Origin of the sequence: Gordonia sp. PP30 (assembly GCF_023100845.1) — a bacterium.
Classification (GTDB): domain Bacteria; phylum Actinomycetota; class Actinomycetes; order Mycobacteriales; family Mycobacteriaceae; genus Gordonia.
On sequence record NZ_CP095864.1, the window covers coordinates 984,179 to 1,010,516 of the forward strand.

The following is a 26,338-nucleotide window of genomic DNA, read 5'->3' on the forward strand; positions in this document are numbered from 1 at the left end:
TCACTCGCGCGGATCCGGGTGCGGACCGTATCGCGACTTAGGACCCTTGAGTAGTCCTTGAGCTTCGGCATAGAGTGCTGAGGCCGTGGTTCACTCGGCGCCGGACACGAGGGGGACTGTGGCGATGGATCGATCCGAGCAGAAGGCGGCCTTCGGGCGAATCAAACGGCTGGGCGTGCTGTCGTGGTCGGCGCTGGGCGTGATCGCCTTGATCGTGGTGGTCTTCCTCGCTCTGGCCGCGGTCAGCGGCATCCTCATCCCGCTCGCGGTCGCGGTGATCCTCGGCGTGGTGCTGGAGCCGATGGTCGGGTTCCTGGAGCGGCATCGCTGCCCGACCTCCCTGGCCACGGCGATCACGCTGCTCGTCGCGCTGGCGGTCCTCGCCGGCACCATCGCGATCGTCGTCTTCGGGTTCATCGATCAGTGGTCGGAGATCCAGGCCCAGCTGACCGCGGGCTGGGACAGTCTCCTCAAGTGGGTTGAGACGCTCGACATCGAGGATGCCTGGATGGAGCGCGGCCGGGCGGCGCTCGACGACGTGGCCCCCGCGGTCGGCTCGGGTGTCCTCGGCGCGGTGACGAGTACCTTCTACGGCACCATCTCGCTCGTCATGGGTGTCTTCTTCGGCGTCTTCTTCCTGTTCTTCGTCCTGCGCGACAGCCGGCGGTTCGCCGCCTGGTTCGCCACCGTCGCACACCTCGACCTCGGCACCGTCGACGAGGTCACCGAGATCTCCCGCCAGTCGATCCGCGGCTACTTCCGCGGCACCGCGATCACCGCCGTCCTCACCGCGCCGATCTTCATGATCCCGCTGTTCATCCTTGGTGTGCCACTGGCGATCCCGATCTTCATCCTGTATTTCTTCCTCTCCTTCGTGCCCTTCCTCGGGGCGTGGATCGCCGGGGCGTTCGTGGTGATCATCGCCTTCGGATCGGGCGGTACGACGGCCGCGGCGGTCATGGCGGTGACCTTCCTGATCTCCAACGGCACCATCCAGAGCGCGGTCAGTTCGTGGGCGCTCGGTTCGTCGCTGCGGCTGCATCCGATCTCGGTGCTGCTGGCGACCATCATCGGTGGCACCATCGCCGGTCTGCTCGGGATGGTCCTGGGCGCACCGGTGCTCGCGGCCGTCGTGAAGTCGGTGGAGGCGGTCGGTCGACGCCGCCGGGCCGATCACTCGCAGGCGATACCGTCGCCGTCACGGTCGAGCTTGGCGGAGTAGCCGGGCTCGCCGCGAAGCAGCGGCGCCTTGCCCGCGGCCCGGACCGCCGCGCAGTTCTCGTAGTAGACGTCGCCGCCGGCCTGCGGGGTCTCCACCAGCGGCCGGGGCCGCGGCGTCTCGGGCGTCTCGCCGGGGGTGGTCGTCGACGTGTTCTCGTCGGCCGGTGCGGTACCGCCGCACCCGGTGAGCACCCGCGTCATCGCCGCCTTCTCCGCGGGCGTCACCCACAGCCGGTAGGCGGCCTTCACCTCGATCTGCCGGGCCACGTAGGTGCAGCGATAGCGCCGGTTGGGCGGGAGCCAGGTGGCGGTATCGCCGTCGCCCTTGGCCTGGTTGGTGGGACCGTCGACGGCCTGAAGATTGCGCGGGTCGTTCGCGAAGTCGCGCCGTTCGTCGGACGACAGCTGCTGCGCGCCCTTCTGCCACGCATCCGACAGCGCCACCAGGTGATCGATCTGCACCGCCGCGGACGACGACTCGCCCCGGGTGAACGCGATCGTCTTGCCGGTGTACGCATCATCGAGGGTGCCGGCGGCGACGACGCAGTCGCGGGTGCCGGCCTTCGCGACGACACCGGTCAGGTCGCGGCGCAGGATGTCGTTGCGGGTGTCGCAGCCGTTGTGCCCGAACTCGACGTTCACGTCGTCGCTCCAGCGCTGGCCGAACAGGTCGCGCGCGTACCCGGTCTTCGGCGCGCGGCCCTTGACCGGCAGCGTGCCCAGGGTGGTCAGTGCGGCGGTCGCGGCCTGATCGGCGCTCCCGGTGTCCCGGCTCGTCGGTGCCGCCGCGGTGGTGGTGTCCGCTGTCCGGTCCGTACCGGATGTGGCAACGGCCGACGACGAGTCCGCGGCCTGCATGGTGTCCTGCGGGCCGCAGCCGGACAGCGACAGCACCGCGCCGACCGCTGCGGCGAGCACGACACGTCGTCGAGCAGTGACTTTCACTCCGACCCCCGGGTAACTGAAGACTCTCGCCCCAGTATCGCGGATCGACGCGTAGGGTCCGAAATCGTGAGCCTCGACCAGAATTCCTCCGATACCCAGCCCGTCGTCACCGTGATCGCGGGCGAGATCCGCGGAACCACCACCGGCGGCATCAGCGCCTTCCTCGGGATCCCGTACGCCGCACCGCCGACGGGCCGGGCGGCTTTCGAGCCGCCGGCCCCCGCCGAGCCGTGGACGGGAGTCCGCGATGCGACGTCGTACGGCCCGACCGCGCCGCAGGTCGGCTATCCGGCACCGATCGCCGCGATCCTCGACAACGTCATCGAACTCGGTGACGACTACCTCAACCTGAACGTCTGGACGCCGGACCCGAATGCCGACGGGCTGCCGGTGATGGTGTGGATTCACGGCGGGGCGTTCGCGCGCGGCTCCAATCGTCTTCCGATGTACGCCGGGGACACCTTCGCCCGCGACGGAGTGGTCGCGGTCGGTATCAACTACCGGCTCGGTGTTCCCGGCTTCGGGTCGGTCGACGGGGCTCCGGAGAATCGCGGTCTGCTCGACCAGATCGCCGCGCTGACCTGGGTGCGCGAGAACATCGCCGCCTTCGGCGGCGACCCCGCGCGGGTGACGATCTTCGGGGAGTCGGCGGGCGCGATGAGCGTCGCGTCACTTCTCTCCTCGCCACTGGCCGAGGGGCTGTTCCAGCAGGCGGTGATGGAGAGCGGCGGCGGGCACATCGCCGCCGACCCCGCCGATGCGCGCCGGGTGACGGCGCGGATCGCCGAGATCGCCGGGGTCTCGGCCGACGTCGACGGCCTCGCCTCGCTGTCCCGCGAGGCACTGCTCTCCGCGCAGACGCAGGCGGCGCTCGAGCTGACACTGAACCCGGACCCGGCGATCTGGGGCCGCACCGTCGTCGACCAGGGCATGGGCATCATGGGGGTGTTCCCGGTGCTCGACGGTGCGGTGCTGCCGGACGTCCCGGTGGCCTCGATCGCCGCGGGCGCCGGGCGCGGTGTGCCGCTGCTGGCCGGCTGGAACGCCGACGAGTTCCGCTTCTTCCTGGTTCCGACGGGGGTGGCCGCGATGGCGACTCCAGAACTGGCCCGCGGCATGCTGCTGCGCTCGAATATGGACACCGCCGACCTGGATGCCCGCCTGGCCGCGGGGGAGTCGGCCGGCGACGCGCTGTGCGCGGCGCTGACCGCGGTCGCGTTCGCGCTGCCGACGCGGGCGATCGCCGAGCTGCGGGCGGACTCGGCGACGTACCTGTTCGAGTTCGACTCCCCGAGCCCGGTCGCCGACATCCGCGCCGGCCACGCGGTGGAGATCCCGTTCGTCTTCGACCACCTCGCCGATGCGGAGCGGCTCGCCGGACCGGAGCCGGATCAGCGGGTCGCCGACGACATGCACGGCGCCTGGGTCCGCTTCGCCGTCACCGGCGATCCCGGCTGGCCCGCCGGGGAGATCCACCGCTTCGCCTGACCCGCCGGAGTCAGTGGACGAGGAGTCCGGCCAGCATCCCGGCGACGTCGGTGATCGGCATCCCCGACACGCCACCGGGCGCCCCCGCCGTGCGCTCGGAGCCGGGGATGTCCGGCCCACGATCGACGTAGGGGGTCGGCGTCTCGCCGCGGAGGATCGTCACCAGGTTCCCGAACGCGGTCGAATCGGGATCTTCGAGGTACGCCGAGTGCGCGTCCATCCCCGCGACCAGCGCGCCGGGATGCTTGCCGTGCGGACCGTAGAACCCGGTGTCCAGGCGCTGCACGCCGGGCACCGAGTCCGGATCGCCGCCGTGCACGGCGCCGCCGTACCGCTGCGCCACGTGGATCGGATCGCCGGGCGGGGTCATCGAATAGCGGTGGACGTCCGGGTTCGGGTCGTGCCACGGCGTGTGGGCGACGCCGATGCCCGCGGAGGAGGCGAAGACGACGTTGTCGGCGCGCAGACCGTACTGCTCGGCGGTGCCGAGCACCGAACCGCCGTACGAGTGGCCGATGTAGGTGGTCGGCGCACCGGGTGCCTGCGCGGCGATCTCGGCGTCGAGGGCGCGGCCGAAGCCGACCAGCGAGGCGCCCATCGTCGCGGCCGGTCCCGGGTCGACCGCGGTGCCGGTGACGCCCAGCGGGTCGCCCAGAGTGCTGTGCCCGCCCTCCGGGGCGATCCGCTGCGGCAGGTCGCCGTCGCAGTAGACGAAGACCGGGGCGCCCGAGCGGGCGGCCAGTTCGGCCGCCTTGCTCCGTGACTTGTCGCTGTTCCCGAGGTGGGAGCCGGTCCCCGGGATCAGCACTCCGACGCCGGGCACCCCGGGATGCAGCTCGCCGACCTGCTCGATGTAGCGGCCGTTGCCCGCGAGAGAGAAGGCGATGAACGTGCGGGGGACGAGTTCTCCGTCGCGGCCCCGCACCGGACGGAGGAGATCGGCGAGTTCACGGGCGCGGGATCCGCCGCCGCGGCCCTCCGCGTATTCCACGGCCAGCGCCACGCGGATGTTCACGTTGTTGGCCCGGGCCCGGTCGGCGAACGGGATGCCGTCGAGGTTGCCGAGTGTTTCCGGTCGCGTCGCGAGCAGGACGTCGATCTCCTCCGGCCAGAGCGACTCCCAGTACGCGCGACGCGCTTGCGGCGGCATGCGTTTGAGTGCCTCGATGGCGCCGACCGGCATGTCCCAGCCGCCGCCCGGGGCGGCGATCAGCCGGCCGTGTCCGGTGAGCTGCCCGGCCCGCTCCGTCAGGCCGCGGCCGATCTCCGCGTCCAGGTCGCCGATCCTGTGCAGCAGCGGCGTGATGCGGCCCGCCAGATACGACGCGTCCGCGCTCCGCTCGGCCGCGGTGTGCGTCACCCGGCCGTCGTCGGTCACGGTGAAGCCCGCGGCCTCGGCGGCGCCGACCAGCTTCAGCAGTTCCGAGCGCATCGGGATGAGTTCGCCGCTCGCGCGCCTGCCGTCCGCGGCGACGGCCTCGAGGGCGGTCACCAGGCGCTTGCCGCGGGCCGCCTGAATCTCGATCGCACGTCCGGCGGCATCGTGGGTGGCGCCGATCCAGTCGCCGCCGCCGGACATGGCCGACTGCGCGCGTCCGGTGCCGCCGAAGATCGACTCGGCGCCGCGGTCGACGGTGCCGGTGGCCGGTTCCAGTTGCTCCAGCGGCCAGGCCCGTACCGCGCTGAGGCTGATCACGACCCGCCGCCGATGATCGCCGCGGCGGCGGCCGCGTCCGACTCCTGGGTGAGCGCGTTGAAGCGGCCGACCGCGCGGCCGAGGGCCGCCAGCTCGTCACCGAGGCGTCCGGACGTCTGCTCGGCGGCCTCGGCGCACCGCAGCAGCCCGTCGAGCGTGGCGCACCCGAACGCCGGCGCGAGACCGGGCGTGAACCGCAGCCCGGTGAGGGTCTGCCCCTCGTGCTGCCAGGTGTCGGCGATGGTGTGCAGATGCTCCGGTGTGATCCCGAACTCGCTCATGAGAACCCCCGTGGTCGATGCGATGTCCTCCCATTGACGCGCATCGCGCCTCCGCGTGGGTGGCGCTGTCCACAGGCCGGACGAGTCCGCCCGGGCTGTCCACAGCCCGGGCGGTCGATCTCGGTGTTCTCTTGTGTTCGGTGTGCCTCTGCGCTATACGCCGACCGGAGCCGGGGACAGCAGGCCCGCTTCGGCGTCGGCGAGCAGCTTCGCGACCGTCTCGGTGGAGTCGGTCTTGTTGGTGCCGATGAAGCCGTTCGGTCCGCGTTTGATCCAGCCGGTCACGTACAGACCGGGCACCGGATGCTGATCGGCGACCACCCGGCCGGCGACGTTGGCGACGGTGCCGCGCGCGTCGTCGAACGGCAGGCCCGGGACGGGGCGGCCGCGGTAGCCGATCGCGGTGAAGACGAGCCCGGCGTCGAGGTCGACGAACTCGCTGTCGGTCGTCGTCCGGCGGAAGCGGACGCCCTCGGCGCGATCGGTGCCCAGAACCCGCTCGGGGGTGAGGCCGAACGCCAGCCGCAGGTACGGTTCTTCCGGCTTCGGGCCGGCCGCGATCTCGCGCAGGAGCACGATCTTCTCGGCGGTCTCGATGTCGTGCACCGCGTCGTCGTCGACGTGTTCCAGGTCGGCGGGGTCGACCCAGACGCGGGCCGGTCCGTCGGCCAGGCCGATCAGCTCGGGCAGCGTGAACGCCGCGTGCTCGGGGCCGCGGCGAGCCACCACGACCACCTCGCGGAGCTGCGAATCACGCAGCGCCGCAAGGGCATCGAGAGATATCTCGGTGACCGCGAGTCGATTGGTGTCCGCGGTGAGGATACGGGCGACATCCAGGGCGACGTTGCCGTTGCCGATGATGACCGCGCGCTCGGTGTCCAGTCGCGGGCCGGCCGTGACGAAGTCGGGGTGGCCGTTGTACCAGCCGACGACCGAGGTCGCGCTCTGCACGCCGGGCAGGTCGACGCCGGTGATCTCCAGCGGCCGGTCGGTCGGCGCGCCGCCGGCCCAGAGCACGGCGTGGTGCTGCTCGCGCAGTTCGTCGAGCGTGATGTCGCGGCCGATCTCCACGTTCAGCAGGATCCGCAGGCGCGGGTTCTGCGCGATCGTGTTGAACAGGTTCACCACGCTGCGGGTCGCCGGATGGTCGGGCGCGACGCCGAAGCGGGCCAGACCGAAGGGCTCGGTCAGCCGCTCGTACATCGTGATGTGGACCTGCCGGTGCTTGAGCAGCTCGTCGGCGGCGTACATGGCCGACGGCCCGGAGCCGACGATCGCGACCCGGAGCGGGTCGGGGGTGCCGTGCAGCGATCTCGGCTTCTCGATCGGCGCGAGCGGCTTGCGCCACAGCGCGCTGACCGGGAACCGGACGGCGTCCGGCGACGGATCGCGGTAGTGGTCCGCGTTCACCGAGGCGAAACGCTTCTGCGTCTCCGGGATCCGGTGGCCGGGGGAGATCGCGCCGACCGGGCAGGCGGTGACGCAGGCGCCGCAATCGACGCAGGTGTCCGGATCGATGTAGAGCATCTCGGCGGTGCCGAAATCGGGTTCGTCCGGGGTCGGATGGATGCAGTTGACCGGGCAGGCGTAAACGCACGAGGCGTCGCCGCAACATGCCTGGGTGACGACGTGGGGCATGGAGTCACTCAGTTCGTGATCGGAGACGCCTCGAGGCGTCTTGCGGTGCTTCGGCTCAGTGCGCGTCGTACGCGGGCTCGCTGCGGTAGCGCGAGGCGCGACCGTAGATGCCCAGGGCCTTCCAGACCCGTCGCGAGACCGGGTTCATCAGGCCGCACTGCTCGGCGAGCATGCGGACGTCGCCGAAGACGTCGATCAGGAAGCGCTCGGAGTCCTCCGACTTCCAGAACATCTCCTTCCAGACGTCGTCCGGGATGTCGAACGTGCGCGGGAAAGCGGCCGGGGGCTTCGCGATGGCGCTGCACAGGATGCGCATGACGAGCGGCATGGTGACCGACAGGGCGAGCCGAGTCGGCTTGCTGCGGCGAGGGATGGTCTCACGCAGGTGGTGGTGGGCGAACGAGATGTGCCGCGCCTCCTCGGCCACGTGCAGCTCCATCACGGCGGCCATCACCGGGTGCACGTTGGCGCCGGCCCGCAGGAAGTCCTTCTGCAGATGGTCGATCGGCTCCTCGCCGGCCAGCACACCGAAGAAGAACACCGACGGGAAGATGGTGGAGAACAGCGGGATGATCGGATCGATCGTCCGCAGGAAGCGCGGCATGCCGGGCACGTCCATGCCCACCCGGTTCACCATCTCCTGGAACATCAGGGTGTGGTTGCACTCTTCCTTGGACTCGTGCGTCACGTAGCGGAAGCGCTTGTCGCCGTTCTGCAGCTTCGAGGCGTACTGCAGCAGGCCGCGAATCAGGATCGACTCGAACTGCAGGCCGACCTTGGCGACGTTCGACTGCCGCCACATGCCCATCTCGATCTGCTTCTCGATCGGCTGGGCCTTGTACCAGGGGTGCTTGCCGACCGGGTCGACCTCGGGATCGAGGATCCAGCGCTCGTCGTTCGGGATGATCGCCATCTCCGGGGCGTCCCACGCGATGTGCACGTAGGGATCGAAATTCCGGTGCACCGAGGCGGCGGAGAGGTCCTCGACGATCTGGTTGTAGTCGGCGTCGGTCCCGGCCTTATCGGCGGGCGGCTCGTACGCGATCGGTCGCGGCTGTGTGCTGGTCATGTCGGTCCCTTCGGCGGTCCGGACAAGTCATGCCCGGCAGCGAGAACGTGTTCTGAATCAACGGTGACAGGCCGGGTAGTTCTTGTCAACGAGCAATGTCATGATCTGATCTGATCTGCGGGAAGAAAGAGGCGTCCGCCACAATGAGGCGGTGGACCCGATAGAGATCGCTGTCGTCGCGGTGCTGTGCGTCTTCGCGATCGCCGCCGCCAACACGCTCGCCCCCAAGCTGCGGATCGCGGCGCCCCTGCTCCTCGTCGCGGTGGGTGTGGCGGTGAGCTTTCTGCCCGCGATGCCGGAATTCGACGTGGATCCGGAGATCATCCTGGTCGGCGTGCTGCCGCCGCTGCTCTTCGCCGCCGCGCGAGCCATGCCGGTGATGGACTTCCGCCGCGACTTCCAGGCCATCGGAGCGTTGTCGATCGTGCTGGTGGTGGTGTCGGCGCTGGTGCTCGGCCTGTTCTTCGAGGCGATCCTGCCGAACGTCGACTACGCCTTCGGCGTCGCGCTCGGTGCCATCGTGAGTCCGACCGATGCCGTCGCCACCGCGACCATCAAACGACTCGGCGCGCCGAACCGGATCGTCACCGTGCTGTCCGGGGAGAGTCTGTTCAACGATGCGAGCGCCCTGGTGGTGCTGCGCGCGGCCATCGCGGCGACGGCGGGCGGCATCTCGTTCGGCGGCGTGGTGCTCAACTTCCTGTGGTCGCTGATCGCGGCGGTGGCCGTCGGCGTGGCGATCGGCCTGATCAGCGGCCGGCTGCGGGCCCGGATCCGGAACACCGCGGTGGCGACGGCGGTGTCGTTCACGCTGCCCTACATCGCCTACATCCCGGCCGAGCTGATCGGGGCGTCCGGGCTGGTGGCGGCGGTGGCGGCGGGTCTGGTGTCCGGCCTGTCCGCGGTGAAGTACCTGACCGCCGCGCACCGGCAGTCCGATGTGCAGAACTGGCGGACCGTCGAGGTGCTTCTCGAGGGCTGGCTGTTCCTGATGATGGGCCTGGAGCTGTGGACCCTGGTGGTCGAGGTGAGTAACGAACACGAGAGCTGGCTGCACGCGCTGTGGCCGGCCGCGGTGGCGCTGGTGATGATCCTGGCGCTGCGCTGGGTGTTCGTGGTGCCGATGGTCTGGCTGCTGGAACGACGGTCCCGGCGCATCATCGCGCACGAACAGACGCTCGCCGCCATGAAGGACTCGCTCGACCCGCTCGAGGACGCCGACACCCGCGGCCGCCGGTACCACTCGATCATCGACCGGCGGCTGGCCGACATCGACTACTACCGCACCGAATCGATGGGGGTGCGGGAGGGCACCGTGGTCGTGTGGGGCGGTCTGCGCGGTGTGGTGACGCTCGCCGCGGCGCAGACGCTGCCGGCCGACACCCCGTACCGGGCGCTGCTGATCCTGGTCGCCTTCTTCGTCGCCGCGCTGTCGCTGACCATCCAGGGCGGCCTGATGGGGCCGGTGCTGCGCGCCTTGAAGCTGCCCGACCAGTCCGCGCTGGTGCGAGCGGAGAAGAAGCGGCTGCGCGGGGAGATGATCGAGGTGGGACGGGAGGTCCTGTCCGATCCGGCCGTGGTCGGCGAGGACTCGCTGATCGCCCAGCAGGTGGAGCTGCTGAACGAGCTGGAGAACCCCGAGGACGAGGAGCACGACGACGCGCAGGTGCTGGAGCGCCGGATCGCGACCGCGAAGGAACTGCGGCGGATCCGCCGCCGGGTGGTCGCCGCCCAGCGCCGGCGGCTGCTGGAGTTGCGCAACCGCGGCGCCTACAGCTCGGCGGTGCTGACCGCGGAACTCGCTCAGCTCGACGCCGCCGAGCTGAGCATCAGCGGCTGAGCGTCTCCCGGGCTGCGAGCCACATCGCCAGCGCGACCGCGCATACCAGACCGGTCAGCACGAAGGCGGGGCCGAAGCCCCAGGCGGTGGCGACCGCGCCGGTCACCATCGGTCCGGTGACCGCGCCCAGATCGGACGACATGCCGTACGCGGCGAGCGCCGAACCGCCGCGCTGGTGGATGCCGAGGACGTCGCCCAGCGCGGCCTGATGGGTCGGCGCGAACAGTCCCGAACCGAGGCCGCCGACGGTGGTGAGGGCCAGTGCCACGGCGAGGTTCGGGGAGTAGCCGAGGGCCGCGGTCGACGCCGCCGCGATGGCGAGGCCGGGGATCAGGACGGGGCGTCGCCCGAAGCGATCGGAGAGCCGGCCCGCGGTGAGAATGGCGATCATGTTCCCGCCGGCGTAGAACGCCAGGATGACGCCGGCCCAGGCATCCGAGGAACCGAGGCCCTGGGTCACGAAGAGGGGGACCAGGGCGATGCGCACACCCATCGAGGCCCAGCCCTGGGCGAAGTTGGAGGCGAGGATCGCGCGGTAGGCGTCGTCGCGGCACGCCCGGCCGAAGGTGACCGTCTCGACCGGGGCGGTGGCGGTCGCCAGCGTCTGATCCACCCCGTGCGCGGGCACCGGCGGCATCATGGTGGCGACACCGATCGCCGCGATCACCAGGGCCACCGCGTAGACGACGAACGGCAGTTGCAGACCGTAGCCGACGAGCGCCGCGCCGATCAGCGGTCCGGTGAGGTTGCCGATCAGGAAGCCCGCCGAGAAGTACCCGGAGGCACGTCCGCGGATCTGCGGCGGGGCCAGCCGGATCAGCAGCGCCATCGCGGATACGGAGAACATCGTCGACCCGATGCCGCCGGCGGCGCGGAAGACGAGCAGCTGCCAGTAGCTCGCCGCGAAGGCGCACGCGAGGGTCGACACGGCGACGATCGCCAGACCGGTCAGATAGATCCGGCGTTCGCCGAGCACGGTCACCAGCCGCCCCGTGGCGGGGGCGAACAGCAACCGCATCACGGCGAACGCCGAGACCACCGCGGTGACCGCCGTCAGGGACACCCCGAAGGTGTCCGCGAACAGCGGCAGCGCAGGGGCGATCAGTCCATAGCCGAGGGCGATGACGACATTGGCCGCCAGCAGGACCCAGAGGCCGCGTGGAAGGTGTTTCAGTGGTGGCGCACGATCATCACCGGCACCTGGGCGTTGTGCAGCACCTTCTGGCTGCGCGAACCCAGGAGCAGGCCGGTGAAGCCGCCGCGGCCGCGGCTGCCCATGACGATCAGCGACGCGGAATCGCCGGCCGCGTCGAGGATGGCCTTGCCGGGCTCCTCGGGGATCACCACGCGCTTGACCGGGACATCCGGGTAGTCCTCGGTGTAGCCGGCCATGCGCTCGGAAACGGCCTCGATGGCCTGCTCGCTCATCTCCTGGATCTCCTCGGCGCTCAGTCCGAAGCCGTGCAGGGCATCGGCGTCGAGCGGGGTCCAGGTGTGCACGGCGATCAGCTCGGCCTTGCGCAGGTCGGCCTGCCGGTAGGCCTCGGCGACGGCCGGGTCGCTGATCTTCGAGTCGTCGACGCCGACCACGACGGGGCCGTCGTTCAGCTTGGCCTCGGTCGGCACGATCACGACCTTGGACTTGGCGTGCGCGGCGACGCTGGTGCTCACCGAGCCGAGGAACAGACCCTTCAGCCCGCCCAGGCCGCGGCTGCCGAGCACCACCATCTCGGCGCTCTCGGAGAAGTCGATCATCACGTGCGCGGCGTCGCCCTCGGCGATGGAGCCGTGGATGGTGATGCCGGGCGCCGCTTCCTCGGCGACCTTGGCGGCATCCTGCACGTACTTGCTGACCTCGCCGCGGATCGCGTCGATCACGTCCTGCGGGATCACCAGCCCGGGAGCGTAGTCGCTCGTGGTGGTCGTGTAGGCCGAGACGATTTTGAGGTCGGCACCCTCGAGCGCGGCGGTCTGTGCCGCCCAGCGCACCGCGTTGACCGCTTCGGCCGAACCGTCTACACCGACAAGAATCACGCTCATCGTGAGTTCCACATCCTCGATTACCCGCGGCCCGGACACCTCCGGTGTGCATCCGTCAGAAGCCTTGACCTCATTCTGTCCCAAGCGCAGCGCGGATGCACGGACGGAAGGACTTTCTGCTCTACGCGTATTCTGCGTAGGTGTGAACACCCAGGATCGCCCGGCCGTGCCCCAGCAACAGCCCGGAGACGACGACCTGGAACCCCGGCTGCCGCGCGGCGAATTGCGCGAGATGGCGGTTTCGGTGATCGTGACGCTCGGTCTCGCCGCGGCGATCGCGGCCACCGGTGCCGCGTCGTCCGGTGTGCCGGCGACGGTCCTGCTGCTGGCCGCCCCGGCCGTCGTCCTGATCGGTGCGCTGGTGACCGGCTCCCGGGCCTACGGGTGGTGGCGCACCGGCGGTCACTGGCAGATCTGGCAGGGCGGAATGTGGCTGCTGCTGGTGATCTTCCTGGTCTGGGTGATGACCAGCATCGGCATCGTGCTCGCGGAGTAGTCCCGCGGCCGGGGGCCGGTCAGGTCCAGCTCGGCAGCCAGAGTTCGGAGTTCCAGAAGTCGTTGGAGACCGGCGCCCCCGTCAGGATCGGCCAGAGGAAGGCGAAGTTCGCGACCACCAGCGCCACATAGACCGAGACGGCGAGGATCGCGAGTACCCGGGTCTGCGAATATCTGCCCTTCGACGCGCTCGCCAGTACGTCGCTGCAGCACAGCGCCAGGCCCATCACCAGGAACGGGGCGAAGGCCGTCGCGTAGAAGTAGTACATCTGCCGGTCGATGGACGCGAACCACGGCAGCATCCCGGCGCCGTACGCGGTGAGCACGGCGGCGTACCGCCAGTCGCGGCGGCCGATCATCCGCCACAGTCCCCAGACGAGCATCGGGATCGAGAGCCACCACAGGGCCGGGGTGCCGACCAGCATCTGGGCGCGGATGCAGTCGCCGCCACCGCACTGATCGGGGCCGTACGAGATGGCGTACAGCATCGGACGCAGACCCATCGGCCAGGTCCACGGCTTGGATTCCCACGGATGATGATTGCCCGCCGCGTTGGTCAGGCCCTCGTGGAACTTCAGGATGCCGCTCTCGTAGTACCAGAACGACCGGAGGGCGGCCGGCACCCAGGAGAACGGTCCGCCGGTGCCGACCTCGGTGCCCACCACGTAGCGGTACACCGAGCTCTCCGAGCGGAACCACGCCGCGAAAGTCGCGAGGTAGATCGCCACGGGCATGGCCGCCAGCGAGGCCAGGCCCGCCGGGACATCGCGCAGCAGCGTGCCCTTCCACGGTTTCGGCACGTGGTACGCCTTGCGCGCGGCGACGTCGAACCCGAGGGACAGGGCCGCGAAGAAGACGATGAAGTAGACGCCCGACCACTTGGTGCCGAGCGCCAGCCCGAGCATCACGCCGGCGGTGAAGCGGTACCAGCGGAAGCCCAGCCGCGGGCCGAGCGGGCTGTCACCGATCCGGCCTTCGATGTACGCGCGGTGCAGCCGGGCCCGGACCTGGTCGCGGTCGGCGATCAGGCACGCGAAGGCCAGCACCAGCCAGAGGGCCTGGAAGATGTCGAGCATGCCCATGCGGGACTGCACGAACAGCACGCCGTCGCAGATCGCGAACAGGCCGGCGAGCGCGCCGATCAGCGTCGAGCGGCTCAGTCGGCGCGTCGTCAGGTAGACCGCCAGGACGATGATGACGCCGGAGACGGCGGCGGCGAACCGCCAGCCCACCGGGCCGTAGCCGAACATCGCCTCACCGGCGGCGATCATCCATTTGCCGACCGGCGGGTGCACCACCAGGCCGTACGCCGGATTGTCCTCGATCCAGCCGCCGCCGGTCAGCACCTGCCAGCCCTGCGGGACGTAGTGCTTCTCGTCGAACACCGGGGTGCCCTGGTCGGTCGGATCGCTCAGGTCCCAGAACCGGGTGATCACCGCGAGGATCGTGATGACGGCGCCGACGATCGTGCCGCGCAGCCGGTCGGTGGCGCCGAAGACCGGTTCGGGGATCTCCGGGCCGGGTGCCGTGCCGAGGTCTTCGACGCGCGCCCGGGGCAGGACGGTGGCGCGATCGGCGACGGCGGGACTCACCAGGCCGATGGTAGAGGACGGGTAGCTTGGTGCAGGTGAGTGGAGCACTGGTGTTGGCCGGGACACCGATGGGGCAGGCCGGAGATGCGTCGCCGCGGCTGCGTGAAGCGCTCGGTTCGGCGGACATCGTGGCCGCCGAGGACACCCGCCGGGCACGCTCGCTCGCGGCCGCGCTGGACGTGACCATCGGCGGCCGGCTGGTCAGCTACTACGACCACGTGGAGGCGCAGCGCGCACCGCAACTCGTCGAGGCGATCGCCGGCGGGGCGACGGTGCTGCTGATCACCGACGCCGGGATGCCGTCGGTCAGCGATCCGGGATTCCGGCTGGTCGCCGCGTGCGCCGATGCCGGACTGCGGGTCACCTGCCTGCCGGGGCCGTCGGCCGTCACCACCGCGCTGGCGCTGTCCGCGCTGCCCTCCGAACGCTTCTGCTTCGACGGCTTCGCGCCGCGCAAACCGGGTGCCCGCCGCGACTGGCTCGCGTCCCTGCGCACGCAGCCGCGCACGGTGGTCTTCTTCGAATCGCCGCATCGCCTGGCGCAGACGCTGTCCGATGCGGCGCAGGTGCTCGGCCCCGACCGGCGTGGCGCGGTGTGCCGCGAACTGACCAAGACCTACGAGGAGGTGCGCCGCGGCGGCCTCGCCGACCTCGCCGAGTGGGCCGCCGGGGGCGTGAAGGGGGAGATCACCGTCGTGATCGCCGGGGCCTCCGCCGTCGACGACGAGGCGGACCTCGGCTCGGTGGTGGCTCGTGCGGCCGCGCTCGCCGATGCCGGGACGCGCCTCAAGGACGCGTGCGAGCAGGCCGCCGCCGGAACTCCGTTCAGCCGCCGCGAGGTCTACGAGGCGGTGCTCACCGCCCGCCGCGAGTGACGATCGAGGCCGCCTTGTCCAGGCACTCCTGCCATTCGGCGGCCGGGTCGCTGTCGTAGGTGATGCCGCCGCCGACGCCGAGGGTCATGGTGCCGTCCGGGGTGATCGCCACGGTCCGGATCGCGACGTTCAGGTCGAGGAGGCCGTCCGGGCCGGCGATGCCGACGGCGCCGCAGTAGACCCCGCGCGGATCACGCTCCCACTCCACGATCAGCTCCGCGGCCCGGATCTTCGGCGTGCCGGTGACCGACGCCGGGGGAAAGGTCGCGGCCAGCAGGGCGTCGTTGCCGACGGTCTCCGCGAGCGTCGCCGCGACGGTGGAGACCAGGTGCCAGACACCGGGTGCGCCGACCACGGTGAGCAGGTCGGGAACGGTGACGCTGCCGATGGCGGCGACCCGCCCGAGGTCATTGCGCACCAGATCGACGATCATCACGTTCTCGGCGACGTCCTTGGCCGACGCGGCGAGCACCAGCGGGTCGACATCGCGCGGCACGGTGCCCTTGATCGGCGACGACGTGACGCGCCCGCCCCGCCGGGACAGGAACGATTCGGGGGACAGACTCGCCACCGAGCCCCACTCACCGTGCAGGAAGGCGGCCTTCGCGGGGGTGGTGGCCACGGCGAGATCGGCGAAATAGTCGTGCGGGCGGCCGTCGAGTGAGCCGGTGAACCGGGTGCAGATGCAGGCCTGGTACACCTCGCCGGCGGCGATCGCCTCGCGGCAGGCCGCGACGGCTTCCAGGTGGGGGTCGCGGTCGGGCGGGGTCCAGGTGGCGGTCCACCCGGGCGGAGCGGTGTCGGCGGAGTGCCGAGTCGGGCTTCCCGGTGAGCCCCGATTCGGCACTTCGAGAGTCTGGGCGACCCAGGCGGGGAGGGGCGCGCCGGCCGGGGACTCCCACGACCAGTCACCGTCGCGCAGGATCAGCATCCCGTCGGTCAGTCCGCCCGCGACCTCGGGGAGCGGGCCGGCGTCGCCGTGCACGGGAAAGCCCAGGTAGCCGAGCCAGAACCGGTCCGGCCGGTCGGGCGGGCGCAGGTCCGGGACGATCTCGATCGACGGCGCGATCACCGCATCGCCGTCGCACCAGTCGCCGATCAGGGCGGCGGGACCGGGGCGGCCGTCGGCCTCGGTGCGTGCGGTGAGGGCGCGGAAGAGGTCCAGGGCGGGCGGCGTTTCGGCACGGTTCGTCACGGGGGTGCCTTTCGACACGGGCCTCCTTCGTCGGCCCGGCACAAGTGGCGGGACACGGGCCTCCTTCGTCGGCCCGGCTCAAAGGGCGGCGTTTCGACACGGTTCGTCACTGCGTTCCTCACCGGCTCAACGGGCTTGGTCACTGCGTTCCTCACCGGCTCAACGGGCTTGGGTCACTGCGTTTCTCACCGGCTCAACGGGCTTGGGTCACTGCATTCCTCACCGGTTCAACGGGCTTGGGTCATTGCATTTCTCACCGGTTCAACGGGCTTGGGTCATTGCATTTCTCACCGGTTCAACGGGCTTGGGTCACTGCGTTCCTCACCGTAAGGGCCCGCTTCGGGTCACTGCGTTCCTCGCCGCCGGGGCGGGCTCGGGGTCGACAGCCCCTTGAGCCGCCGGCGAACGAAGTGAGTCGGCGTGTCGAAAGGACCATCGTGACGCGAGGCTCAGTCGGCGGTGGGGAGTTCGACGCGGGGGAAGACCGGTGCAGGCTTGGGCAGCGGGGTGCCCGGAAGCAGGCGCTTGTCGAGCGCGGCGAAGTCGCGGTCGTCGTCGCCCACGGCGAGCAGGTCGAGGACGGTACCCGTCGCGGTCGGCATCACCGGCTGGGCGAGCAGCGTGACGATGCGGATCACCTCGGCGCACACGTACAGCACGGTGGCGGTGCGCTCCAGATCGGTCTTGGCCAGCTTCCACGGCTCCTGCGCGGAGATGTAGCGGTTGGTGTCGGCGAGCGTCGACCACAGCGCTTCCAGACCGAGGTGGATCGCCTGGGCGTCGAAGTGTCCCCGGACGGTACCCAGCAGGGTGCCCGCGGCGTCGAGGAGCGCGCGGTCGTCGGCGGTGAACTCGCCCGGCTCCGGAACGGCCGAGTCGAAGTACTTTCCGATCATGCTCAGCGTGCGCTGCGCCAGATTGCCGTACTCGTTGGCCAGATCGGCGTTGATCCGGGTGACGATGGCCTCCGTCGAGTACGACCCGTCCTGCCCGTAGCTCACCTCGCGCAGGAAGAAGAAGCGCACCGGGTCGACGCCGAACCGGTCGATCAGCGAGTTCGGGTCGATCACGTTGCCGGTCGACTTGCTCATCTTCTCGCCCTTGTTGAACAGGAAGCCGTGCGCGAAGACCCGCTTGGGCAGCTCGATCCCCGCGCTCATCAGGAACGCCGGCCAGTACACGCAGTGGAACCGGATGATGTCCTTACCGATGATGTGCAGGTCGGCGGGCCAGTAGCGCGCGAAGGTCTCGGGGTCGTCGGGGAAGCCCACGCCGGTCAGGTAGTTGGTGAGGGCGTCGACCCAGACGTACATCACGTGGCCGTCGCCGTCCGGGACCGGCACCCCCCAGTCGAAGGTGGTGCGCGAGACGGACAGGTCGTTCAGGCCGCCGGCGACGAAGCTCGCCACCTCGTTGCGGCGCACGTCCGGCCCGATGAACTCGGGATGCTCGGTGTACAGCGCCAGCAACTTGTCCTGATAGGCCGAGAGCCGGAAGAAGTAGGTCTGCTCCTCCGTCCAGGTCAGCACGTGCCCGTTCTCGACGGCGACGCGGTTGCCGTCGTCGTCGACCCGGGTGTCGTCCTCGACTACGAAGGTCTCGTCGCGGACGTCGTACCAGCCCGAATAGGAGTCGAGGTAGATGTCCCCGGCGTCGACCATGCGCTGCCAGATGGCCTGGCTGGCGCGGTGGTGGTCGTCGTCGGTGGTGCGGATGAAGCGGTCGAACGACGACCCGAGTCGCTCCTGCAGGTCCTGGAAGCGGTCCGAGTTGCGGCGCGCGAGTTCGGCGGTGCCGATGCCTTCCTTCTCGGCCGTCTGCTGCATCTTCTGGCCGTGCTCATCGGTGCCGGTGAGGAACCGGACGTCGTAGCCGTCGAGCCGCTTGAACCGGGCCAGCGCATCCGCCGAGATGTACTCGTAGGCGTGCCCGATGTGCGGCACACCGTTCGGGTAGGCGATGGCGGTGGTGATGTAGAAGGGGGGTCGCATAGTGCGTCACAGATTACCGGCGGTAGGGGGCGCAGGCGATCGGCGGCTCCGGCGGCGTGCCCGGCTCGATCGCCGGGATCGGCTTGGTCACCGGAACATCGCTCAGCGTGAACCGTTCACCGAAGTGCGCCAGCTCGATCGGCGGGCCGTCGAGCAGCCGGTACGTGGCCTGGTCGGTGTCGACCGCGACGACGATCCGCGACTCCCGGATCAGCATCCGGAACGACATGTAGTTCAGCCGGGACGGCAGCCGCGGCGCGAAGGTGATGTTGCCGCCGAAGTCGCGCATCCCGCCGAAACCGGCGACGCAGTCGGTCCAGGCGCCGGCCAGCGCCGCGATGTGCAGGCCCGACGACACGTTGTTGTGCAGGTCGTGCAGATCGGTGAACACCGACTCGCACATCAGGTCGTAGGCCAGATCCAGGTAGCCGACCTCCGCGGCGGCCACGGCCTCGCAGCACGCCGACAGCGACGAGTCGCGCACGGTGATCGGGTAGTAGTAGTCGAACACCGCGCGCTTCTCCTCGGCGGTGAAGCTGTCGCCGAAGAGATAGGTCGCGAACACCAGATCGGCCTGCTTCACCACCTGCTTGCGGTACAGGTCGAAGTACGGGTAGTTGAGCAGCAGCGGGTACTTGTCGCGGGAGGCCTCGAAATCCCACTCGTCGAGCAGGGTGAAGGCCTCGCACTGCTGATGCACGCCGTGCGCCTCGTCGTACGGGATGGTCATGTGATCGGCGCACGACGCCCAGAACGTCACCTCGTCGTCGGTCACGCCGAGTTCCCGGGCCACCGACGGCTGCCGGTGCACGACGGCCACCGCGTCCCGAAGCGCTTGCTGCGCAGCGAGATTGGTGAACACGTTGTTGTTGACGATGGCGGTGTACTCGTCCGGTCCGGTGACCCCGTCGATGCGGAAGCGGCCGGCCGTGTCGTGGTGGCCGAAGCCGGCGAAGAAGCGGGCGATCTCCACGAGCAGTTCCACGCCGCACTCGACCTCGAAGGCCTCGTCGTTGGTGGCGCGCAGATAGCGGCCCGTCGCGTTGGCGATGTCCGCGGACACATGCACGCCCGCGGTGCCCGCCGGCCAGTAGCCCGAACACTCGTCGCCGTCGATGGTGCGCCACGGGAACATGGCGCCGTGCTGGGCGAGTTCGGCGGCGCGGGCCTTGGCCTTGTCGAGCGTAGCGTGCCGCCAGCGCAGTTCCTCGCCGGCCGCGCCGGGCACCGTGTAGGTGAGCATCGGCAGCACGAAGCTCTCGGTGTCCCAGAACGTGTGGCCGTCGTAGCCGGGGCCGGTGAGCCCCTTCGCCGGGATCTGCCGGGACTGGCCGCGGGCGCCGGCCTGCAGCACGTGGAACAGGGAGAACCGGATCGCCTGCTGCAATTCGGGGTCGCCGTCGATCTCGATGTCGGCATCGCGCCAGAACTCGTCGAGGAACTCGGCCTGCTCGGCCTTCAGCGCATCCCAGCCGGTCTCGGCCGCCATCGCGAGGGCGGCCTCGGCCTGGGCGCGGAGCGCGGGGACCGAGCGCCGCGCCGACCAGCCGTAGGCGACGTACTTGGTCAGCACCAGCTTGCTGCCCTGCGGGACGGCCGCCGCGACCGTCATCCGGGCCAGGTCGCCGTCGGCCCGCACGAAGACGTCGGCGTTGCCGGGCACATCGAGTTCGTGACCCATCGCCGCGGCCACCGTCAGACCCGAACGCTTGGTGTGGTGCACCAGGACCGCCGCGGTCCCCTCGCAGTCGGCCAGCGCCGGGACCAGCGGCGCGTCGAGCGCGGCGGCCAGCCGGGGGTCGTTGCCGGGGAGCGGCACCGGCTCGTTGGCCAGCAGATCGGATTGCAGCACCAGTTTCATGTCCTCGCCGATCGGCTCCACCTCGTAGCGGGTGGCGACGATGGTCCGCTTGGTGAAACTCACCAGCCGTTCGCTGCGGATGCGGACGGTGCGCCCGGTCGGCGACGTCCACAGCGTGCTGCGCCGCAGCGTGCCGGTGCGGAAGTCGAGGACCCGCTCGTGATCGACGGTCCGCCCGTAGCGCAGATCCATCGGCTCGTCCTCCACCAGCAGGCGGATGATCTTGCCGTCGGTCACGTTGACCACGGTCTGCCCGGACTCGGGATAGCCGTAGCCGCTCTCCGCGTACGGCAGGTCGCGGGCCTCGAAGAAGCCGTTGAGGTAGGTGCCCGGCTGTTCCACCGGCTCACCCTCCTCGAAGGTGCCGCGCAGCCCGATGTGGCCGTTGGACAGCGCGAACAGCGTCTCGGTCCGGCCGATCATGTCGACGTCCATCCCGCGCCAGCACAGCTGCCAGGGATTGATGTCGAAACCGTGCACCGGGTGGACGCCGTGCTGCGGGACGTTCGTCGGGTCGGTGTGGCTGGCGGTGTCGCCGTGCGTGCTGTGGGTCGGGGTGTCGACCATGGGACAGGCCTCCTGGCTACTCGGAGAGAAGGTCGTGGAGATCGTCGACGACGACGTCGGCGCCGGCTGCTCGCATCGCGTCGGCCTGGGTGCCGCCCACGCGATCGATCCCGACAACGTAGCCGAAGTGCCCGGCGGCGCCCGCCTGGACCCCCGAGATGGCGTCCTCGAACACGGCGGCCTGTTCCGGAGGCACCCCCATCAGTTCGGCGCCGCGCAGGTACGAGTCGGGCGCGGGCTTGCCGTTCAGTCCCTCGGCGACGATGGTGTTGCCGTCCACCCGTTGTTCCACGTAGCCGGTCAGCCCCGCCGCGTCGAGCACGGGCGCGCCGTTCTTGCTGGAGGTCACCACCGCGATACGCAGCCCCGCCGCGCGTGCCGCGTCGAGGTAGCGCACCGAACCCGGGTAGGGCGTCACTCCGTCGCGCTCCAGGCTCGCGATGAAGGCGGCGTTCTTGCTGTCCGCGATCTGGTCGACCACGGCGTCGTCGACCGTGATGTTCCGGGACGCCAGGAAGCTCCGAACGCCGTCGATGCGGGGGCGGCCGTCGACGTAGTCGAGGTAGTGCTGATCGGTGAACGGTGCGCCGCCGCGCGGTCGCAGGAAATCGTTGAACGCATCCCGCCAGGCGGTCATATGCAGCGTCGCGGTCGTGGTGAGCACACCGTCCAGATCGAAGAGCAGGACGGTGATCGCAGGTGGTAGTCCGAGCACAATCGGAAACGCTACCCGCACCCGATACGCTGTGCCGGGTGACGCAGCGGCGATTCTTTCAAGTGGATGTGTTCGGTGACGGACCGGCGAGTGGCAACCCGGTCGCGGTGGTCTGCGATGCGGCTGACCTGACCGACGACGAGATGGCGCGCTTCGCGCGCTGGACCAACCTGTCGGAGACCACGTTCGTGCTGCCGCCGACCGCGGACGGGGCCGACTACCGGCTGCGGATCTTCACTCCCGGTGGCGAACTGCCGTTCGCCGGACACCCCACCCTCGGCTCGGCGCATGCCTGGCTGGCGGCCGGCGGGATCCCGCGCCGCCGGGGCTCCGAGGGCGCCGACCTGGTGCAGGAATGCGGCATCGGGTTGGTCACCGTGCGCCGCGAGGCTGCCGCCGATCGTTATGCGTTCGTCGCACCGCCGCTGACTCGCGGCGGCCCGGTCGCCGCCGCCGATCTCGACCGCGTGCGCGCTGCCCTGGGCCTGCGGCCGTCGGACGTGGTGGCCGCGAACTGGGTCAGCAACGGTCCGCCGTGGCTGGCGCTGCTGCTCGACGACGGCCAGACCGTCCTGGATCTGCGCCCGGACATGAGTGCGCTGGGTCCGGACGACTTCGTCGGCGTGGTCGGGCCGTGGCGGGCGGGCGCCGGTCCGGGCGGCGTCGACTACGAGGTGCGCGCCTTCATCCCCGGCGTCGGCGTGCCGGAGGACCCGGTCACCGGCAGCCTCAATGCCGGGATCGCGGTCTGGCTGCGCGGTGTCGGGCTGGTTCCGTCGTCGTACGTGGCCGCCCAGGGGACGGCGCTCGGCCGCACCGGCCGGGTGAGCGTGCGAGACGACGGCGAGCAGATCTGGATCGGCGGGCGGTGTGCGTCGGTGATCGCCGGGACGGTCGACCTGTGAGCGACGAGAGCAAGGAGATGTCGGCCAAGGAGATCAAGCGCCGCAAGCGCCGGGAGCCGCCGCCGGATCCGGAACCGCTGCCCGGGCTGGTCGACGCGCACACCCACCTCGCGTCGTGCGGCGGGCGGACCGCCGAGTCCGTCGCCGAGATCATGGATCACGCCGAGCGGGCCGGTGTGGAGCAGGTGGTGACCGTCGCCGACGACATGGTCGACGCCCGCTGGGCGGTGGCCGCCGCGCACTGGGACCCGCGGGTCTTCGCGGCCGTCGGCCTGCACCCGACCCATGCGGCGGACCTGGACGACGCGGCGCGCGCCGAACTGGAGACGATGGCGGCTGACCCGCGAGTCGTCGCGATCGGCGAGACCGGCCTCGACTACTACTGGACGGTGCATTCGGACACCTGCGCCGATCCGGCCACCCAGAAGGACGTCTTCGCCTGGCACATCGACCTGGCCAAGCGGTCGGGCAAGCCGCTGATGATCCACAACCGGGACGCCGACCGCGACCTGCTCGACGTGCTCGCGGCCGAGGGTTCGCCGGAGACGGTGATCATGCACTGCTTCTCCGGGGATGTGCCGATCGCCCGCGAATGCATCGACCGCGGCTACCTGCTGAGCTTTTCCGGGACTGTGACGTTCGTCAACGCGGGTGAGCTGCGGCAGGCCGCGTCACTCACCCCGGACGAGCAGATCCTGGTGGAGACCGACGCACCGTTCCTCACCCCGCATCCCTACCGTGGCCAGCCGAATCAGTCGTATTGCGTGCCGTACACGGCCCGGTGTCTGGCGGATGTCCGGGGCGTATCGCCCGAACGGATGGCCCAGATCCTGGGGGCCAACGCCCGACGGGCGTACGGGATGCCGTTGCGGTAACGACGGTCTGTTCGTTACCGTACTGTGATCCCTTTTCGGGGGCCCGCCGGTCGGGACGGCGGGCTTGAGTGGTAAGCAGGTAGATTTTCTTGTCAGTTTTCACGCGCATCAATGCGACCAACTCGGTCAGCGCCCGCGTCGTCACCGGCGCGTTGCTGTTCACCGTCGCCGCCGGCGGCGCCACCGGCGCCGTCATGCACAAGGAACTGACCTTGACGATCGACGGTCAGAGCCGAGAGGTCTCCACCATGGCCTTCTCGGTGGGCGACGTCCTCGAGGCCCACGGCGTCCAGCCGAAGTCGGGCGACAAGGTGAACGTCGCGCTGTCGAGCATGCCGCACGACGGCCAGACCGTCGTCGTCGACCGGCTCAAGAGCGTCGAGCTCACGGTCGACGGCAAGCCGGAGATCGTGAAGACCCACAAGAACAACGTCGGCGAGATCCTCGCCGAGCAGGGCCTGACCCAGGCCGCCGTCAGCACCTCGCTGGACCATCGGGTGCCGGTGAGCGGCGGCGACGTCGACGTGATCCTGCCCAAGTCGGTGGTGCTCACCGACGCGGGCAAGACCGAGCGCACCGTCGTCGCGGCGAAGACCGTCGGCGACCTGTTCGAGCGCATCGGGAAGCCGCTGGCGCCCACCGACAAGGTGGTGCCCGCCGCGAGCACGCCGGTCACCAAGGGCATGACCATCAAGGTGACCCGTATCCGGACCGAGCAGAAGACCGTCGACGAGAAGGTCGCGCCGCCGGAGACCAAGACCGAGGACCCGACGCTGATCAACGGCAAGAAGGTCGTCGTGAAGCCGGGTACCCCGGGCAAGGCCACCGTCACATACAACGTCACGACCGTCAACGGCAAGGTCACCAAGCGCGAGAAGGTCGGCGAGAAGGTCCTCGTCGCCCCGCAGCCGGCCACCGTCCGCATCGGCACCAAGCCGGGTGCCCCGCACGAGCCGTTCGGCGTCTGGGATGCGATCGCGCAGTGCGAGTCCACCGGCAACTGGGCCATCAACACCGGCAACGGCTTCTACGGCGGCATCCAGTTCACCCAGGGCACCTGGGATTCGTTCGGCGGCCAGGAGTACGCGCCGCGCGCGGACCTCGCGACGCGCGAGGAGCAGATCGCCATCGCTAAGAAGGTCCAGGCCGCGCAGGGCTGGGGCGCCTGGCCGCTGTGCACCTCGCGACTGGGTCTGCGCTGACACGGTTTGACACAATGCTCTGGTGAGTGACATAGCGGGCGTTCGGCTCCTCGGCCCGGGGCAGATCCGCGGCCTGGCCGCCGAACTCGGCGTCCGGCCCACCAAGCAGCTCGGCCAGAACTTCGTGCACGACGCCAACACGGTGCGCCGTATCGTCGCCACCTCCGGGGTCGGCCCCGACGACGTGGTGCTCGAGGTGGGCCCGGGTCTCGGTTCGCTGACGCTGGCACTGCTGGAGACCGCGGGCCGGGTGGTCGCCGTCGAGATCGATCCCGTGCTCGCCGCGCGTCTGCCGCGGACCATCGCCGAGTTCGCCCCCGGGCGGGCCGCCGACTTCGACGTGGTGACCGCCGACGCGATGACGGTGCTGCCCGCCGACCTCCCCGTGACGCCGACCGCGCTGGTGGCGAACCTGCCGTACAACGTCGCCGTGCCGGTGATCCTGCACCTGATGACGCACTTCCCGACGCTGCGCACCGTGCTGGTGATGGTGCAGGCCGAGGTCGCCGACCGGCTCGCCGCCGGCCCCGGGGGCCGTATCTACGGGGTGCCGAGCGTCAAGGCGCGCTACTTCGGCGACGTCAAACGCGCCGGGGCGATCGGCCGCAACGTGTTCTGGCCGGAACCGAAGATCGAGTCGGGGCTGGTGCGGATCGACCGGCGGGATCCGTTCGGCACCGACGAGGCGCAGCGGGCGGCGACCTTCGCCGTCATCGACGCCGCGTTCGCACAACGCCGCAAGACCATGCGTTCGGCGCTGGCCGGCTGGGCCGGCGGCGCCCCGCGCGCGGAGGAACTGCTGCGCGAGGCCGGCATCGATCCCGGAATCCGGGGCGAGCGGCTCGACGTCGCCGATTTCGTCCGGCTGGCGCGGGCGGCGGGCACCGATCCGGTGGCGACGCGATGATGGGCGGCGCGACGGCGCGCGTCCCGGCCAAGATCAACCTGCACCTCGGGGTGGGCCCGCTCCGCGAGGACGGCTACCACGAACTGAACACCGTCTTCTGCGCGCTCTCGCTGTACGACGACGTGACCGTGCGCGCCGCCGACGAGTTCTCGGTGACCGTGCGTGGCGAAGGTCAGCACGACGTGCCCTCCGACGCCACCAATCTCGCGGCCCGCGCGGTCGCGGCGATCGCCGAATACGCCCAGGTGCCCGACCCGCAGGTGGCCATCGAGATCGAGAAGCAGATCCCCGTCGCCGGAGGCATGGCCGGCGGCAGCGCGGATGCGGCCGGGGCACTGCTGGCCGCCGCGCGGCTGTGGCGGCTGGATCTGGACCGCGAGGAACTGCACGACCTCGCCGCGAGCCTGGGCAGCGATGTGCCGTTCAGCCTTCTCGGCGGCGCGGCCCTCGGTACCAACCGCGGTGAAGAACTGCTGCCGGTGCTGCACCGCGGCGAACTGCACTGGGTGATCGTGGCGGCGAAGGGCGGGCTCTCCACCCCGGCCGTCTACCACGAACTCGATCGGCTCCGGGCCGGGCGCGGGGAGACGGTGCCGCCGCCGGAGCGGCCCGACGAACTCATCGTGGCGCTCGCCTCCGGTGACGTGCACGCGGTGGCGCCGCTACTGCACAACGATTTGCAGCCGGCCGCGCTCTCCCTGCAGCCGCGGCTGCGGCGGACCCTGCGCGCCGGCGGTGAGGCCGGTGCACTCGCCGGGATCGTCTCCGGCTCGGGCCCGACCTGCGTGTTCCTGTGCGACGGCGAGGACGCCGCCATCTCGGTGGCGACCGAGTTGTCCGGGCTGGGCGTCGCCAAGGCGGTGCGCACCGCGCACGGGCCGGTCCCGGGCGCGCGCCTCATCCCGGCGCACTGACCGCCGCATTCCCTGCTTGACGAAAC

Annotated in this window: 22 protein-coding genes; 10 read left to right on the forward strand and 12 right to left on the reverse strand. The window is 70.4% G+C overall.

Features of this window, described 5'->3' with window-relative positions; translation table 11 throughout:
• The first annotated feature begins 124 nt into the window (after window positions 1-124).
• Window positions 125-1,222, forward strand: coding sequence for an AI-2E family transporter (locus tag MYK68_RS04560; protein ID WP_247866526.1), 1,098 nt, complete (start codon window positions 125-127; stop codon window positions 1,220-1,222).
• Here the strand turns inward: MYK68_RS04560 and MYK68_RS04565 are convergent.
• Complete coding sequence (locus MYK68_RS04565) at window positions 1,174-2,139, reverse strand: GmrSD restriction endonuclease domain-containing protein (RefSeq protein WP_247866527.1); 966 nt, start codon at window positions 2,137-2,139, stop codon at window positions 1,174-1,176. The genes MYK68_RS04560 and MYK68_RS04565 overlap by 49 nt on opposite strands.
• A gap of 93 nt (window positions 2,140-2,232) precedes the next feature.
• Between MYK68_RS04565 and MYK68_RS04570 the strand changes: the two genes are divergently transcribed.
• Complete coding sequence (locus tag MYK68_RS04570) at window positions 2,233-3,654, forward strand: carboxylesterase/lipase family protein (RefSeq protein WP_247866528.1); 1,422 nt, start codon at window positions 2,233-2,235, stop codon at window positions 3,652-3,654.
• Between the two features lie 10 nt (window positions 3,655-3,664).
• Here MYK68_RS04570 and MYK68_RS04575 read toward each other — a convergent pair whose 3' ends face one another.
• The 4 genes from MYK68_RS04575 to MYK68_RS04590 all read right to left on the reverse strand — a co-directional run bounded on the left by MYK68_RS04575 (window position 3,665) and on the right by MYK68_RS04590 (window position 8,338).
• Complete coding sequence (locus MYK68_RS04575; RefSeq protein WP_247866529.1) at window positions 3,665-5,350, reverse strand: alpha/beta hydrolase; 1,686 nt, start codon at window positions 5,348-5,350, stop codon at window positions 3,665-3,667.
• On the reverse strand, window positions 5,347-5,631 hold the full coding sequence (locus tag MYK68_RS04580; protein ID WP_247866530.1) for a hypothetical protein: 285 nt from the start codon (window positions 5,629-5,631) through the stop codon (window positions 5,347-5,349). The genes MYK68_RS04575 and MYK68_RS04580 overlap by 4 nt, the downstream gene beginning before the upstream one ends.
• Window positions 5,632-5,784: 153 nt before the next feature.
• Window positions 5,785-7,269, reverse strand: a complete 1,485-nt coding sequence (locus MYK68_RS04585; protein ID WP_247866531.1) for a 4Fe-4S binding protein — start codon at window positions 7,267-7,269, stop codon at window positions 5,785-5,787.
• Between the two features lie 55 nt (window positions 7,270-7,324).
• On the reverse strand, window positions 7,325-8,338 hold the full coding sequence (locus MYK68_RS04590) for an AurF N-oxygenase family protein (protein ID WP_247866532.1): 1,014 nt from the start codon (window positions 8,336-8,338) through the stop codon (window positions 7,325-7,327).
• Window positions 8,339-8,489: 151 nt separating this feature from the next.
• On the opposite strand from MYK68_RS04590, the gene MYK68_RS04595 reads away from it, so the two are divergent.
• Window positions 8,490-10,178: a cation:proton antiporter gene (locus tag MYK68_RS04595; RefSeq protein WP_349306154.1), complete on the forward strand. Its 1,689-nt coding sequence runs from the start codon at window positions 8,490-8,492 to the stop codon at window positions 10,176-10,178.
• Here the strand turns inward: MYK68_RS04595 and MYK68_RS04600 are convergent.
• Both MYK68_RS04600 and MYK68_RS04605 read right to left on the reverse strand, forming a co-directional pair.
• Complete coding sequence (locus MYK68_RS04600; protein ID WP_247867923.1) at window positions 10,168-11,352, reverse strand: MFS transporter; 1,185 nt, start codon at window positions 11,350-11,352, stop codon at window positions 10,168-10,170. The genes MYK68_RS04595 and MYK68_RS04600 overlap by 11 nt on opposite strands.
• Window positions 11,349-12,218 (reverse strand): universal stress protein, encoded by an 870-nt coding sequence (locus MYK68_RS04605; protein WP_247866533.1) that lies wholly within the window; start codon window positions 12,216-12,218, stop codon window positions 11,349-11,351. Before MYK68_RS04605 ends, MYK68_RS04600 begins: the two co-directional genes overlap by 4 nt.
• Window positions 12,219-12,360: 142 nt before the next feature.
• Between MYK68_RS04605 and MYK68_RS04610 the strand changes: the two genes are divergently transcribed.
• Window positions 12,361-12,714, forward strand: a complete 354-nt coding sequence (locus tag MYK68_RS04610) for a hypothetical protein (RefSeq protein ID WP_247866534.1) — start codon at window positions 12,361-12,363, stop codon at window positions 12,712-12,714.
• Between the two features lie 19 nt (window positions 12,715-12,733).
• Here the strand turns inward: MYK68_RS04610 and MYK68_RS04615 are convergent, their stop codons facing one another.
• Window positions 12,734-14,272: a dolichyl-phosphate-mannose--protein mannosyltransferase gene (locus MYK68_RS04615; RefSeq protein ID WP_247867924.1), complete on the reverse strand. Its 1,539-nt coding sequence runs from the start codon at window positions 14,270-14,272 to the stop codon at window positions 12,734-12,736.
• A 101-nt stretch (window positions 14,273-14,373) separates the two neighbouring features.
• Between MYK68_RS04615 and rsmI the strand changes: the two genes are divergently transcribed.
• On the forward strand, window positions 14,374-15,180 hold the full coding sequence (gene rsmI, locus MYK68_RS04620) for a 16S rRNA (cytidine(1402)-2'-O)-methyltransferase (RefSeq protein WP_247867925.1): 807 nt from the start codon (window positions 14,374-14,376) through the stop codon (window positions 15,178-15,180).
• Here rsmI and MYK68_RS04625 read toward each other — a convergent pair.
• From MYK68_RS04625 to MYK68_RS04640, 4 genes are all read right to left on the reverse strand, one after another.
• Window positions 15,161-16,375 carry an aminodeoxychorismate synthase component I gene (locus MYK68_RS04625; protein WP_247866535.1) on the reverse strand — a complete coding sequence of 405 codons (1,215 nt, stop codon included), beginning with the start codon at window positions 16,373-16,375 and terminating at the stop codon, window positions 15,161-15,163. The genes rsmI and MYK68_RS04625 overlap by 20 nt on opposite strands.
• A gap of 449 nt (window positions 16,376-16,824) precedes the next feature.
• Window positions 16,825-18,366, reverse strand: coding sequence for a methionine--tRNA ligase (metG, locus tag MYK68_RS04630; RefSeq protein ID WP_247866536.1), 1,542 nt, complete (start codon window positions 18,364-18,366; stop codon window positions 16,825-16,827).
• Window positions 18,367-18,379: 13 nt separating this feature from the next.
• On the reverse strand, window positions 18,380-20,662 hold the full coding sequence (locus MYK68_RS04635; protein ID WP_247867926.1) for a glycoside hydrolase family 65 protein: 2,283 nt from the start codon (window positions 20,660-20,662) through the stop codon (window positions 18,380-18,382).
• Between the two features lie 148 nt (window positions 20,663-20,810).
• A complete protein-coding gene (locus MYK68_RS04640; RefSeq protein WP_247866537.1) occupies window positions 20,811-21,509 on the reverse strand; it encodes a beta-phosphoglucomutase family hydrolase in 699 nt (232 codons plus the stop codon).
• Window positions 21,510-21,547: 38 nt separating this feature from the next.
• On the opposite strand from MYK68_RS04640, the gene MYK68_RS04645 reads away from it, so the two are divergent.
• The 5 genes from MYK68_RS04645 to MYK68_RS04665 all read left to right on the forward strand — a co-directional run bounded on the left by MYK68_RS04645 (window position 21,548) and on the right by MYK68_RS04665 (window position 26,312).
• Window positions 21,548-22,414, forward strand: a complete 867-nt coding sequence (locus MYK68_RS04645) for a PhzF family phenazine biosynthesis protein (protein WP_247866538.1) — start codon at window positions 21,548-21,550, stop codon at window positions 22,412-22,414.
• Window positions 22,415-22,431: 17 nt separating this feature from the next.
• Entirely contained in the window at window positions 22,432-23,289 is an 858-nt protein-coding gene (locus tag MYK68_RS04650; protein ID WP_247867927.1) for a TatD family hydrolase, read from the forward strand.
• 89 nt (window positions 23,290-23,378) lie between these two features.
• Window positions 23,379-24,491 carry a resuscitation-promoting factor gene (locus tag MYK68_RS04655; RefSeq protein WP_247866539.1) on the forward strand — a complete coding sequence of 371 codons (1,113 nt, stop codon included), beginning with the start codon at window positions 23,379-23,381 and terminating at the stop codon, window positions 24,489-24,491.
• 22 nt (window positions 24,492-24,513) lie between these two features.
• Window positions 24,514-25,398 (forward strand): 16S rRNA (adenine(1518)-N(6)/adenine(1519)-N(6))-dimethyltransferase RsmA, encoded by an 885-nt coding sequence (gene rsmA / locus MYK68_RS04660; RefSeq protein ID WP_247866540.1) that lies wholly within the window; start codon window positions 24,514-24,516, stop codon window positions 25,396-25,398.
• A complete protein-coding gene (locus tag MYK68_RS04665; protein ID WP_247866541.1) occupies window positions 25,395-26,312 on the forward strand; it encodes a 4-(cytidine 5'-diphospho)-2-C-methyl-D-erythritol kinase in 918 nt (305 codons plus the stop codon). The genes rsmA and MYK68_RS04665 overlap by 4 nt, the downstream gene beginning before the upstream one ends.
• The last annotated feature ends 26 nt before the right edge of the window (window positions 26,313-26,338 follow it).

What these genes read in the sequence shown, in the direction of transcription:
- MYK68_RS04560 (WP_247866526.1), top strand. Translation starts at nt 125, where the DNA reads ATGGATCGATCCGAGCAGAAGGCGGCCTTCGGGCGAATCAAACGGCTG.
- MYK68_RS04580 (WP_247866530.1), bottom strand. Translation starts at nt 5,631, where the DNA reads ATGAGCGAGTTCGGGATCACACCGGAGCATCTGCACACCATCGCCGAC.
- MYK68_RS04585 (WP_247866531.1), bottom strand. Translation starts at nt 7,269, where the DNA reads ATGCCCCACGTCGTCACCCAGGCATGTTGCGGCGACGCCTCGTGCGTT.
- MYK68_RS04590 (WP_247866532.1), bottom strand. Translation starts at nt 8,338, where the DNA reads ATGACCAGCACACAGCCGCGACCGATCGCGTACGAGCCGCCCGCCGAT.
- MYK68_RS04605 (WP_247866533.1), bottom strand. Translation starts at nt 12,218, where the DNA reads ATGAGCGTGATTCTTGTCGGTGTAGACGGTTCGGCCGAAGCGGTCAAC.
- rsmI (WP_247867925.1), top strand. Translation starts at nt 14,374, where the DNA reads ATGGGGCAGGCCGGAGATGCGTCGCCGCGGCTGCGTGAAGCGCTCGGT.
- metG (WP_247866536.1), bottom strand. Translation starts at nt 18,366, where the DNA reads ATGCGACCCCCCTTCTACATCACCACCGCCATCGCCTACCCGAACGGT.
- MYK68_RS04635 (WP_247867926.1), bottom strand. Translation starts at nt 20,662, where the DNA reads ATGGACGTCGACATGATCGGCCGGACCGAGACGCTGTTCGCGCTGTCC.
- MYK68_RS04650 (WP_247867927.1), top strand. Translation starts at nt 22,432, where the DNA reads ATGTCGGCCAAGGAGATCAAGCGCCGCAAGCGCCGGGAGCCGCCGCCG.
- MYK68_RS04665 (WP_247866541.1), top strand. Translation starts at nt 25,395, where the DNA reads ATGATGGGCGGCGCGACGGCGCGCGTCCCGGCCAAGATCAACCTGCAC.